The following is a 13,156-nucleotide window of genomic DNA, read 5'->3' on the forward strand; positions in this document are numbered from 1 at the left end:
ATGAATCTTCAGTGTCACTTATCAAGACTTAATTTTTTAAGTCCGTAGACTTTTAATTTCTTCGTCTCGCAAGTGCCCACACAGATTGTCTGTTTCTTAATTTTTAAAGAGCTGACAGCCTATTTACTCTTAACTTTCCTCAACGTCTCCGTTGATTTAGTTTGCTGTCTCAAGGGTTGCGTATGTTACTCACTTCGCCCGCTTACGTCAACCCCTATTTCTGCTTTTTTAGTTTTTTTAAAACAACTGATGGCTTTTTACCCAAATTATAATATTACAAACTAATTTTTACTTGATTTGCAACTTTAATAGCTTTGTTAATTGCTTGTTTAACATTTATCGCCCGAGCCAACGCAACCCCCATCCTTCTGGTACCTTTTACTTCTGGCTTACCAAATAAACGTAAATCAGTTTGCGATTCATTTAGTGCTTTATCTAAATCACTAAAACTAACTTGTTTTGAATCACCATTAGCTAAAATAACAGCTGATGCACTAGCACCTAATTGTTCAATAGAAGTTATTGGTAAACCTAGAATAGCTCTAGCATGTAAGGCAAATTCAGACAAGTTTTGTGAAATTAACGTCACCATACCTGTATCGTGTGGCCGGGGCGAAACTTCACTAAACCAAACTTGGTCACCCTTAACAAAAAGTTCCACTCCAAATAATCCATGACCACCTAAAGCAGCTGTTATTTTAGTAGCAATTTCTTTAGCTAATGCTAAAGCTAGTTCAGACATTTGTTGTGGTTGCCAAGATTCTCGATAATCACCATCTTCTTGACGATGGCCAATCGGTTGACAAAATGCGACTCCATTAATATGTCTAATAGTCAATAATGTAATTTCATAATCAAAATCTACGAAACCTTCAATAATGACTTTTCCACTACCCGCTCGTCCACCTTCCTGAGCAAATTTCCATGCGGCATCAATATCGGCTTCATCACGTAATAAAGATTGCCCCTTTCCAGATGAACTCATAACTGGTTTTACTAAACACGGAAAACCAATTTTTTTTACCGCATCCCTATATTCGATTTCAGTTGCAGCAAATTGATAAGGTGAAGTGGGTAAGTTTAGTGTTTCTGCAGCTAGACGACGAATTCCTTCTCGATTCATAGTGAGTAGTGTCGCTTTTGCTGTTGGAATAACTGTAAATCCTTCTTCTTCCAACTCAACTAACGTTTCTGTTGCAATCGCTTCAATTTCTGGAACAATATAATCAGGATTTTCCGCTTCAATAACTTTTCTTAAAGCCTCACCATTGAGCATATTAATAACATGATAGCGATGAGCCACTTGCATTGCAGGTGCATTAGCATAACGGTCGATAGCAATAACCTCACAACCCAACCGTTGTAATTCAATTACAACCTCTTTAGCAAGTTCGCCTGCGCCGCAAAGCAGAACTTTAGTTGACGTTGGTGATAATGGAGTACCTAGTTTGGCCATAACTACCTCTAACACTTAATCAATATATTGTTCCAATTACTTAAAAACAAAAATCGGGACAATAATCCCGATATTTTCTATATTAAAATATTATACTTGATAAGGATCACGCAGGATCATTGTCTCACTTCGATCTGGACCAGTAGAAATAATATCAATTGGCGTCTCCGTTAACTCTTCAATCCGCTTAATATAATCTTTTGCCGCTTTAGGTAATGCGTCATAATCTTTTATACCAAAGGTTGATTCACTCCAACCTGGCATTGACTCATAAACAGGTGTAACTAAACTCCATTCTTCAGCCGCTGCCGGGGCTGTTTTAATTACATCACCATTTGGCAATTGATAGCCAACACAAATTTTCACTTCTTTAAGTCCATCTAACACATCAAGCTTAGTTAAACAAAAACCAGAAACTGAATTGAGTTGTACTGCTTTACGAACAGCAACCGCATCGAGCCAACCTGTACGACGACGACGGCCTGTGGTGGCACCAAATTCGTTACCTTGTTTACAAAGATACTCTCCAATATCATCGAATAACTCTGTAGGAAAAGGTCCGGCGCCAACACGTGTAGAATAAGCCTTCACAATTCCTAATACATAACCGACATAACGGGGACCAAATCCAGAACCGGTTGCCACACCTCCGGCAGTCGTATTAGAAGAAGTTACAAAAGGATAAGTGCCATGGTCAATATCAAGTAAAGTACCTTGTGCACCTTCAAACATGATTTTTTCACTCTTCTTGCGAGCATCCTCTAAAAGCGCAGGAATATCGGCAATCATCGCAACAAGAACATCAGCAATCGCTAAAGTATCATCTAGTACTTTTTGATAGTCTACTGGTTCAGCTTTATAATAATTAACTAACTGGAAATTATGGTAGTCCATAACTTCTTTTAATTTTTCAGCAAATGCCTCGCGATCGCGCAAATCACCAACACGTAATCCTCGGCGAGCAACTTTATCTTCATATGCCGGTCCAATACCTCGACCAGTTGTACCAATTGCTTTATTACCACGGGATTTTTCTCGTGCTTGATCAAGAGCTATATGGTAAGAAAGAATTAATGGGCATGATTCAGAAATAAGTAATCTTTCTCTGACAGGAATACCTTTATCCTCAAGAGATTTCATCTCGTTCATTAATGCATCAGGGCATAGCACTACACCATTAGCAATAATACTGATTACATCTTTGCGTAATATTCCCGAAGGGATCAAATGCAATACTGTTTTTTCACCATTAATCACTAAGGTATGACCAGCATTATGACCACCTTGATAACGCACCACATATTTAGCTTTTTCGGTGAGCAAATCAACGACTTTACCTTTGCCTTCATCACCCCATTGTGTACCTAGCACAACAACATTATTACTCATAAATATTTACTCATTAAGTTATTTATTAGATTTAAGTTTCATATATCGAAAAAATTCACTATCAGGGCTAATAACCATAACGTCATTACCTAAAAAACTTTGCTCATAAGCTTTTAAACTACGAATGAAACTGAAAAATTCCATATCTTTGCCAAAAGCATCTGCATAAAGTTTAGCTGCATTAGCATCACCTTCACCACGGATGGTACGGGATTGACGTTCAGCTTCAGATAATATTTTTGTTGCTTCAAGTGTCGCTTTAGCTCGTTCTTCTTCTGCTTTTCTTACACCTTCAAAGCGTTTATCTCTTGCAATAACCTCACGTTCGGCTCTCATCCTAGCATAAATTGACCCAGAAACTTCCGGTGGAAAATTAATCTGTTTAATACGCACATCTATCACTTCTACACCAAAAGCTCTTAAACTAGTTTTACTACTTTCAGGATCCTTTTGTGTATCAGCAACTAATTTTTCAATAGGCACATTATCAGCAACATCTTGAGCTGTACCATTTAATGCATCTTTTACTTTAATCATTAAAGAATTTCGTGATTTGGTATCGGCATTGGAATCATTAATAATATCTTTATTACTCAATTTACCAATTTCCGCACGTAATCGTCCATTTAATCTAGCTAAGAGTAAATCTTCAACATTATTACCACCAGCCACTGTTTCATAATAGCGATTGAAATCAACAATCTTCCATTGCACAAAATAATCAACAATCAATTCTTTCTTTTGTACATTAAAAAATCTTTGTTCTTTATTATTATTAGAACTATTAGTAGTTTGTATCTTAGCATCTATGACTTTAACGCTATCCACGCCAGGGATTTTAAAATGTAAACCAGGATCAGATAATCCAATAATTTTATTGAATCTTAAAACTACACCACGATTTCCTTCCTCAATAACATAGACACTTGAAAAAAACACTCCAATCAAAATTAAAACTACCGGAATCAATAATTTACGCATACTCATTTTCTCCTTACCGTCCCATAAATCGCGATGTTCGCGTAGTTTTACCAGTAGAATTATTATGAGTTGAATCACTACTTGGTGTTTCACTCTTAGTTTCTGGTGTAGTTTTTATTGGTTCAGAAGAACTTGGCATATTAAAATTATATTCACTATTCGAGTTTGATAAATTGCTTGAATCAGCAACTTTTTCGCCTTTGTTATTTAATAATTGCTCTAATGGCAACACCATTAAATTACCACTTTTATCATTAACAATAACTTTATTTGTTTTAGCTAAAATTCTTTCCATCGTTTCAATATATAAACGTTCTTTAGTAATTTCTGGAGCCGCTTTGTATTGAGGTAATATTTTTTCGAAACGCGCCACATCACCAGATGCTTCAAGTTCAACCCGCACTTTGTAAGCATTAGCATCAGCTAATATTCTTGCCGAACGACCTTCAGCTTGTTGCACTAACTGCACTTTATCAGCTTCGGCTTGTTTAATTTCGCGTTCACTATCGCCTTGCGCACGAATTGCATCGTCATAAGCATCTTGTACTTCATCAGGCGGACGAGCAACTTGGAAATTTAAATCAACAATACTAATTCCCATATCATAATGAGTAATAACATTTACTAGCTCATCTTTAGTACTCGTTTCAAGTGCGGCTCGCCCGTCAGAAATAATTGCATCTATATTAGAACTACCTACTGCAGTTCTTAGCGCACTATCAGCAGCTTGACGTAAGCTATGTTCAACATTGGTTACATTAAACAAATACTTTAAAGGATTACTAATACGGTACTGTACATTCATTTCAACAAAAACTAAATTTTCACCTGTAGTAACAATAAACCCTTGGACATTAAAATTACGGGTGCCTTGAGTATCAACAATATATACTTTATCAATTAATGTTGGTTTCCAATTTAATCCTGGCTGAATAATTTCAGGTTGAACTTGTCCAAAACGAGTGATCACGCCACGTTGACTTTGATTAATAGTATAAAAACCGCTTACTCCCCAAACCAAGATTAATATAACAATAACTGCACCAATAATTTTCGTGGTATTCATCGGTAATTTAATGCCTGATGAACCACCATTATTATTGCTGAATTTACCTTTTTTTAAGAGGTCTTTAATTTTATCCAATAAACCAACCGATGAACCAGAAGGTTTTTTGTTATTATTTCCCCATGGATCGTTATCTTGTCCGTTATTTCCGGGCTGATTCCACGCCATATTTTATATGCTCCATTTAACAATTAGTTGTTATTTTGCGTTTTAATTAAGTATAACAGATCTGGCTCTTGTTTACAGAGGCGATTCCATTCTATTGCAGGCATTCTCACATCTAAATGAAAACTGCCATCATCATTAATAAATTCACGTTCCACTGCATTAAGCTGATAAAATCGGCTTCTTAACCTAGATAAATAGGTTGGTAAATTTAATTGACAAACTTGAACTTGTCTTGCGAGACGTTCTTTTAATGCAATAAATAGAAGATCTAATCCTAAACCATTTTGTGCTGAAATCCAAACCCGAATTGGCATGCCGGTTTCATCTCGATCAATTGTTGGTTGTTTTCCTTCAATTAAATCAATTTTATTCATGACTAGCAATGTGGGGATCTCATTAGCATCAATTTCCAATAGAACCTCATCAACAGCATGTATATTATCCAGTAAATTAGGATCCGCAGCATCAACTACGTGTATTAGTAATGCTGCTTCTTGGGTTTCGAGTAATGTTGCTTTAAAAGCAGCAATTAAATCATGCGGTAAATGCCGAATAAAACCTACAGTATCAGCAATAACTACTTCACCAACATCGTCAACAATAATACGTCTTAATGTTGGGTCTAAAGTAGCAAATAATTGATCCGCAGCATAAACATCCGCATTGGTTATCATATTAAATAGCGTTGATTTACCTGCATTAGTATAACCAACTAATGATACCGTTGATAAATCAGCTTTATTTCGCGATTGGCGATTCTGATTACGTTGTTTTTCAACTTTAGCCAACCTAGATAAAATTAATTGAATTCGGTGACGAATTAAACGTCTATCTGTTTCTAATTGAGTTTCACCCGGGCCGCGTAATCCTATTCCCCCTTTTTGCCGCTCCAGATGGGTCCAGCCACGTACCAAACGGGTGGAAAGATACTGCAACTGTGCTAACTCAACTTGTAATTTACCTTCATGAGTTCTGGCTCTTTGAGCAAAGATATCCAAAATTAATCCCGTTCTATCGACAACACGGCATTCGCATAGTTGTTCAAGATTACGCTCTTGAGTTGGGGTTAGTGTGTGGTTGACTAAAATTACTGAAACCTCTAGCTGCTTAATTTTATCAGCAATTTCTTGTGCCTTACCTTCACCAATGAAATATTTAGCTTGGGGTGCTTTTCTTGAGGTTGTCACAATATCAAGGATCTCAATTTGAGCTGAAGAAACTAATACTTCAAATTCTTTGAGATCCTCGATATCGCTTTCTTGAGGGAAAAATACATGGACTAATAAGGCAGATTCTCCGCCTTTATATCGCTCAAACAATCAAACTCTCCACTGAAATTATCAGCTTTCGCTTTCCTCTTCAGGTTGAGATACCAATCCAGAAATAGGTCTTGATGGTACGACTGTTGAGATAGCATGCTTATATACCATTTGACTTACAGTATTTTTTAATAGAATAACAAACTGATCAAAGGATTCAATTTGCCCTTGTAATTTAATACCATTAACTAAATAAATCGATACTGGAATATGTTCGCGACGTAGCAAATTTAAATAAGGATCTTGTAATGACTGCCCTTTTGACATGAGTATTTCCTTTATGTGAAATAAAATAAAAAATAAGATGAAGAAATATAACTGTACTCGCAAAAAAAACTATTATCTGACAGCTAAACGTCAAGATATTAGATATTAAGTTAACATAAAAAACATCGTTCTTGAACTAATCAATAAAAATTTATGCACAAATACCTAAAAATTGAATAAACAGCCACCAAAAAAATAAATAACCACATTAAAACATTAGTCTGATCACAAACTTTTTAACAGGAATTATTATTTACTAAAATACTAATTCAATAAAACTTGAATATAATATTCTCTATTCAGACTTCAGTAATTGTTCAAAGATGGCATCGAAATTATTATTGCTTAACCAAGTAACTGGTTGCTTCCAACCACGCAACCATGTAATTTGCCTTTTAGCTAATTGACGAGTAGCACAAATCCCTTTAAATACCATTTCATCATAACTAGTATCACCCTGCAAATACTCCCACATTTGCCGATAGCCTACACAACGTATTGACGGCAAATTTGTATGTAAATCAGAACGTTGCATTAAGGTTTTCACTTCCTGTTCAAAGCCTAGCTCTAACATCTGTAAAAAACGTTTTTCAATACGTTGATGCAAAATAGCTCGATCCTCAGGCATAATGGCAAATTGTATGATCTCATAGGGTAAACCTTCACTATTATTTTGAGTTAGTTCAGTCAAACTTTTACCAGTAATTAAATAAACTTCTAAAGCCCGATTAAGACGTTGAGGATCATTGGGATGGATCCTATCAGCGGCTATAGGATCAACTTTTTTTAATTGCTCGTGAATAGCTTGCCACCCTAGTTCGCTAGCTTTTTCTTCAATCTGTTGACGAATCTCACTATTAGCTGCCGGAAGTGGTGAAAGCCCTTCGATTAAGGCTTTAAAATAAAGCATAGTACCACCAACTAACAATGGGATTCGGCCATTATTTAATGTTGTTTCAATTTCAACGATGGCATCTTGTCTAAAATTAGCAGCAGAATAACTCTCTGACGGATCACAAATATCAATTAATTTATGCGGATATTTTTGTTGTTCTTCCTTAGTTGGTTTTGCCGTGCCAATGTCCATCCCACGATAAATTAATGCTGAATCAACACTAATAATATCAATTGGATAACGCTCATAAAGAGCCATAGCAACGGCTGTTTTACCAGACGCTGTTGGCCCCATTAAAGTAATAATTTTGGGTTTATTCATGATAAAATTGATTGAGTAAAAAACGAAATATCAATTGAATGTATAAAAGTTTTTTGTTGTAATAAATTAATATCTATTTGTTCCAATTGTGCCAATAATTGAATAGCTTTAGCTACATTCCAACTTACTTCATTACCAACATCACTCTGACTTGCTAACCAACTTGCTATTTCGGTTGGATTTAAAACCTTATTTTCTGATGCTAATATAAAAGTAATTAATGCCGGTAATAGTTGTTGCCAATTTATTACCCTCAACATCTTAGGTACACTTTGCAAATGTAATTTTGCTTTATCAATATCAAAATCAAAACCTAAAAAGAACAATTGTGGTTTATAGTTAGTGAGTATTTGTTGCTCTTTGTAGTTAACTAAAATGGTCAATGGAATAAGTAGCTTTTCAGATTCTTGCGATAACAATTTAATTGCTGTTACTCTTTGTTGAGCAATTGGTAAATTCATTACCATTAATTTTTGCTGATTATTTTCATACTTTTCCAATAAAGCAATATTAGGTTGAATAACGGTTAAAACTCGACCAAATTGAACTAAAGAAGAACAATCAATTTGTTGTTGTAATGATTGTAAAGGTGTATTCCGTTTAGGAAACAATGATTCAATAACTGCTTGTTGTGATGACGTTATTAGCTTATCTTCTTGTGATGATAACAAAGGTTGATTAGATTCAGATTGATTTATTTCTAACTCATTATCCACCGTTACCAACTTAGCATATGCTGTATTTTCTTTTAGGTAATTACTGGCTTTTTTAGGTAATTGACTGGTTGATAAATAAGTTTTACCTTTAGGTTGTTGATTAAAAATGTTCTCACCAGCTGCTTGCCGATTAGGAGTTATAGCAATCTTATCATCACTAACCGACAACTGGGATTCTAATGCCATTACAATTGCTTGATAAACGAAATCATGAACTAATCTCGCTTCATGAAAACGCACTTCATGTTTAGATGGATGAACGTTAACATCAACTTGCTTAGGATCTAGCTGTAAAAAAACCACATAACTTTGTTGTTCATTTGTGCGACTAATATAAGCTTGACGTAAAGCATGATTAAGTAATTTATCCTTAATCACCCGACCATTAACATAAAAATATTGAAGATCACTAGTTTCACTACTAGCTACCCAACCTTGAATCAATAAATCATCATGTTGCCAATCCAATGTTACAGCTTTTTGCATAAAAGCACGTCCGCAGACTAATTCTACTCTTTTTGCAAGCACCGATGAGCGGTATTGTGTAACTAATTTACCATTATGTTGCAAATTAAAAGTTACATCAGGACGCGCAAGTGCAATACGCCTTACAAACTCTTCAATATGCATAAATTCTGTTTTTTCAGTCTTTAAAAAGCGACGTCGAGCTGGAGTATTATAAAATAGATCTAATACTTCTACCGTTGAACCAACCGGATGAGCAGCAGGTTTAATTGTAGGAGTCATATCACGTCCTTCAGCATAAACTTGCCATGCTTCTGACTGCTCTGCAGTACGTGATGTTAAGGTTAAACGAGAAACTGAACTAATACTGGCTAATGCTTCTCCTCGAAATCCTAAGCTAATAATAGCTTCTAAATCATCCAACGTGCTAATTTTACTGGTTGCATGCCGAGCCAGTGCAAGAGCCAATTCATCTTTAGCAATACCACAGCCATTATCCCGAATACGAATTAACTTACAGCCACCTTGTTCCAGATCAATATCAATTTGAGTACTACCAGCATCAAGACTATTTTCCACTAGCTCTTTAATGACAGAGGCAGGGCGTTCTACCACTTCACCAGCAGCAATTTGATTAGCTAATTGTGGTGATAGAATATGAATTGCCATTAATGTTGTTCTCCAAATTTAGGATTTTGCCTGACATAATTTTTTACACCTTGATAAATCGCCTTAGCAATCTTATCTTGATGTGCATTACTAGCTAATAAACTTTCTTCACCTTCATTAGATATAAAACCAACTTCAACCAAAATTGACGGAATATCTGGTGATCGTAACACACCTAAACTAGCATGTTCTGGCCTACGTTTATGAAGTTTAATTGAACTAGTCATTTCTTTTAATACTTGAGTTGCCAACTCATAACCAACCCGTTGAGAATAAGAAAATTGCAAATCTAAAACCGCTTGGCTTAAATGGGGATTATGATCATCACTTAATGCATCCCCCGCACCACCTAATAATTGGGATTGTTTTTCACCTTGTTCAAGCCAACGACCAAGTTCGGTATCAGCTCGTTTGGTCGAAAGTACCCAAAGTGAAGCTCCTGATGCACTACGATTTGGTGCAGCATCCGCATGAATGGAAATTAATAAATTTGCTTTATTTTTACGAGCAATTTCTGACCGTTGAAAAACAGAAATAAAATTATCACTACTGCGGGTTAATACCCCTTTAAAATTGGGATCTTGATTCAATAAATTAGTTAACTTCTTTGCTATTGAAAGCGTAACTGTTTTTTCATATAAGTTATTTTTGCCCACTGCACCAGAGTCTTTACCACCATGCCCGGCATCAACAGCAATAACTACTTTGCTAGCATAAGTAGGACAACAAAGTAGTAATAACATAAAAAAAGTAAGTAATTTTTTCATTTATCTCATTTCTTATTGTTAGTTATTATTGTAAAAAATTAATAATTGTTTGACCCTTTTCACTTTTAGCCTGCACCGAAACTGTACGTTCAAGTGCCAAATAGGTCAAATGAATTTCAATATCAGCATTAGGTAATATACCTTCAGCTTGCTGTGGCCACTCAACAAGGCAAATAGATCGTGAAGAAAAATATTCTCGTATTCCCATAAACTCTAACTCTTCTGGATCAACAAGCCTATATAAATCAAAGTGATAAACTGAAAAATCATCAAATTGATAAGGTTCAACCAAAGTATAAGTTGGACTTTTTACCGTACCAGAATGTCCTAATTGTTGTAAAAATCCACGGCTAAAAGTCGTTTTACCTGCACCTAGATCACCAATCAAATAGATCACAATAGCACTATCATGACGAGATAAATAATCTAAACAGCAACTAGCTATTTGTTTACCAAATGCAATTGTTTCTTGCTCATTAGCTAAAATAATAGGTTTCATGATGGATTTTTTGCTCAATAAATGGCAATTATTATATACTAATTACCATCAAATATGAACGAAACAACATTATCTTGAAGTTTATTAAAATGTTTCAGGTATGCTATATGTTTCAGTATAATAAAAGTGTGAATTTATGTTACATACCATTACAACATCTAATCTACCAATAATGGAACTACAATTAATATCGTCACATGATGCCATATTGTTTTGGCAAAATGGTGTTGTCAATTCATTGCAAAATAACTCATTATTAAATGATATTTTAGAAAAAACCCCTAATTGCTATGTTTTAGACAGCGATATTATGGCTCGTGGCTTAAAGCAATTTATAGATCCAAGGTTAAAAGTTATTAATATGCAACAGGTAGTTGAATTAACTGCTAAATATTACCCACAAATGCATTGGTAACAATTAAAATCAAAATAACACTACACTAAATTGCAAATTATGTTACCCCAGTTTAATATATTTTCATTTGGCTTAGCTTAAAATGGCAAATCTATTAACTATAACGGAAAGTAATGAATTATTAAATAAAGGTGAAGTACTTGCCTACCCAACCGAAGCTGTTTTTGGCCTTGGTTGTGATCCTGATTGCGAATCAGCTGTATTACAGATACTCAAATTGAAACAACGAAACATTGAGAAAGGCCTAATTTTAATTGCTAGCCATTATCAACAATTAATACCTTATATTGATGAATCAGCCATTACTAATGAACAAAAAAACCAAGCTTTAGCTAGTTGGCCAGGACCAGTTACATGGATCTTTCCAAAAAATAAAAATACCCCTTATTTTTTAACGGGTAAATTTACTTCGATTGCAGTGCGAGTAACTAATCACCCAGATGTTATAAAATTATGTGATCTATTTGGTAAACCATTAGTTTCAACTAGTGCTAATCTTTCTGCTCGTGAACCTTGCCGCACGGCCAATGAAGTAGTAAAACAATTTGGCAAACATTTTCCTATTTTACAAGGTGAAATTGGTAAAAGATTACAGCCATCAGAAATTAGAGATATAAAAACAGGACGGATCATTCGACAAGGGTAATATTTATGCAAAATTTATATATTGGTGTAATGTCTGGAACTAGCATGGATGGAGTGGATATTGCCTTAGTTGATATTACTGGATCACAAATTACTTCCATAGCCAGTAATTGTTATCCAATGCCGTTAGATCTACAACAATCATTACTCAATCTTTGCCAAACAAAACAAACAACATTACAGAATTTAGGTGAACTTGATCATCGCCTTGGCAAGCTATTTGCGCAAAAAATTAATCAATTTTTAGCAGAAAAAGGGATAGATAAACGTCAAGTTAAAGCCATCGGCTGTCATGGGCAAACAATCTATCATGCACCTAATGGTAACTACCCATTCACCATGCAAATAGGAGACGCCAATATTATTGCAGCTAAAACAGGCATCACCACCATTGCTGATTTTCGTCGTAAAGATATCGCCTATGGTGGTCAAGGTGCACCATTAGTACCTGCTTTTCATAAAGCAGTACTTTATAATCCTAATATTAATCGGGTAGTATTAAATATCGGTGGAATAAGCAATATTTCTGTATTATTTCCTAATCAATCAGTTATTGGTTATGACACAGGGCCAGGCAATGTATTACTTGATGGTTGGATTAGTCAAAATACTGGACAAGCCTATGATGAAGATGCCTTATGGGCAAAAAAAGGTAATATTAATAATAAATTACTCAATAAATTATTAAAAGAAGATTACTTAAAATTACCAGCCCCTAAAAGCACTGGACGAGAACTTTTTAACTTACCTTGGTTAAATCAAAAATTAAATGGATTCAATATTAAAGCCGAAAATATTCAAGCTACCTTAGTTGAATTTACCGCATTAACTATAGCTAATGAAGTTAATAAATTATCATTAACAAATGATTTTCCTTGTGAACTTTTAGCTTGTGGTGGTGGAGCAAAAAATCCATTAATTATGCAAAGATTGTCCATTTTACTACCAAAATGGACAGTATTAACCACCAATGAAAGGGGCATTAATGGTGATGATATGGAAGCTATTGCTTTTGCCTGGTTAGCTTATTGTAGTGTTAACAATATTACATCAAATATTCCCGAAGTAACCGGAGCTAACCAAGCTGTATGTTTGGGGGTAATTTATAAATAAGCTCA

12 protein-coding genes and 1 pseudogene are annotated in these 13,156 nt (G+C 34.9%); 3 read left to right on the top strand and 10 right to left on the bottom strand.

The annotated features are described in order from the left end of the window. Positions 1 to 274: 274 nt before the first annotated feature. The 10 genes and pseudogenes from purT to tsaE all read right to left on the bottom strand — a co-directional run bounded on the left by purT (position 275) and on the right by tsaE (position 10,981). Positions 275 to 1,456, bottom strand: a complete 1,182-nt coding sequence (gene purT / locus A9G12_RS00135; protein ID WP_065563870.1) for a formate-dependent phosphoribosylglycinamide formyltransferase — start codon at positions 1,454 to 1,456, stop codon at positions 275 to 277. Between the two features lie 90 nt (positions 1,457 to 1,546). Continuing rightward, complete coding sequence (locus A9G12_RS00140) at positions 1,547 to 2,845, bottom strand: adenylosuccinate synthase (RefSeq protein WP_065563871.1); 1,299 nt, start codon at positions 2,843 to 2,845, stop codon at positions 1,547 to 1,549. 18 nt (positions 2,846 to 2,863) lie between these two features. After that, positions 2,864 to 3,826 (bottom strand): protease modulator HflC, encoded by a 963-nt coding sequence (gene hflC / locus A9G12_RS00145; RefSeq protein ID WP_065563872.1) that lies wholly within the window; start codon positions 3,824 to 3,826, stop codon positions 2,864 to 2,866. 13 nt (positions 3,827 to 3,839) lie between these two features. Then, positions 3,840 to 5,060, bottom strand: coding sequence for an FtsH protease activity modulator HflK (hflK, locus tag A9G12_RS00150; protein ID WP_065563873.1), 1,221 nt, complete (start codon positions 5,058 to 5,060; stop codon positions 3,840 to 3,842). 23 nt (positions 5,061 to 5,083) lie between these two features. Next, complete coding sequence (gene hflX, locus A9G12_RS00155; RefSeq protein ID WP_065563874.1) at positions 5,084 to 6,379, bottom strand: ribosome rescue GTPase HflX; 1,296 nt, start codon at positions 6,377 to 6,379, stop codon at positions 5,084 to 5,086. A gap of 21 nt (positions 6,380 to 6,400) precedes the next feature. After that, positions 6,401 to 6,646 carry an RNA chaperone Hfq gene (gene hfq, locus A9G12_RS00160; RefSeq protein WP_065555596.1) on the bottom strand — a complete coding sequence of 82 codons (246 nt, stop codon included), beginning with the start codon at positions 6,644 to 6,646 and terminating at the stop codon, positions 6,401 to 6,403. A 295-nt stretch (positions 6,647 to 6,941) separates the two neighbouring features. Continuing rightward, positions 6,942 to 7,862 (bottom strand): tRNA (adenosine(37)-N6)-dimethylallyltransferase MiaA, encoded by a 921-nt coding sequence (gene miaA / locus A9G12_RS00165; protein WP_065563875.1) that lies wholly within the window; start codon positions 7,860 to 7,862, stop codon positions 6,942 to 6,944. Further along, a complete protein-coding gene (mutL, locus tag A9G12_RS00170; protein WP_065563876.1) occupies positions 7,859 to 9,712 on the bottom strand; it encodes a DNA mismatch repair endonuclease MutL in 1,854 nt (617 codons plus the stop codon). Before mutL ends, miaA begins: the two co-directional genes overlap by 4 nt. Before the next feature lie 20 nt (positions 9,713 to 9,732). Further along, positions 9,733 to 10,425: pseudogene (locus A9G12_RS00175) on the bottom strand (N-acetylmuramoyl-L-alanine amidase); the annotation flags it as partial. A gap of 79 nt (positions 10,426 to 10,504) precedes the next feature. Beyond that, positions 10,505 to 10,981, bottom strand: a complete 477-nt coding sequence (tsaE, locus tag A9G12_RS00180) for a tRNA (adenosine(37)-N6)-threonylcarbamoyltransferase complex ATPase subunit type 1 TsaE (protein WP_065564029.1) — start codon at positions 10,979 to 10,981, stop codon at positions 10,505 to 10,507. Positions 10,982 to 11,114: 133 nt separating this feature from the next. Here tsaE and tusB point away from each other — a divergent pair, with 133 nt between their 5' ends. The 3 genes from tusB to A9G12_RS00195 all read left to right on the top strand — a co-directional run bounded on the left by tusB (position 11,115) and on the right by A9G12_RS00195 (position 13,151). Beyond that, positions 11,115 to 11,393, top strand: coding sequence for a sulfurtransferase complex subunit TusB (gene tusB, locus A9G12_RS00185; RefSeq protein WP_065563878.1), 279 nt, complete (start codon positions 11,115 to 11,117; stop codon positions 11,391 to 11,393). A gap of 82 nt (positions 11,394 to 11,475) precedes the next feature. Continuing rightward, positions 11,476 to 12,039: a Sua5/YciO/YrdC/YwlC family protein gene (locus A9G12_RS00190; RefSeq protein WP_065563879.1), complete on the top strand. Its 564-nt coding sequence runs from the start codon at positions 11,476 to 11,478 to the stop codon at positions 12,037 to 12,039. 5 nt (positions 12,040 to 12,044) lie between these two features. Beyond that, positions 12,045 to 13,151: an anhydro-N-acetylmuramic acid kinase gene (locus A9G12_RS00195; protein ID WP_065563880.1), complete on the top strand. Its 1,107-nt coding sequence runs from the start codon at positions 12,045 to 12,047 to the stop codon at positions 13,149 to 13,151. Positions 13,152 to 13,156: the final 5 nt, after the last annotated feature.

The sequence above is a fragment of the Gilliamella sp. wkB112 genome (genome assembly GCF_001690685.1).
Classification (GTDB): Bacteria; Pseudomonadota; Gammaproteobacteria; order Enterobacterales; family Orbaceae; genus Gilliamella; species Gilliamella apicola_J.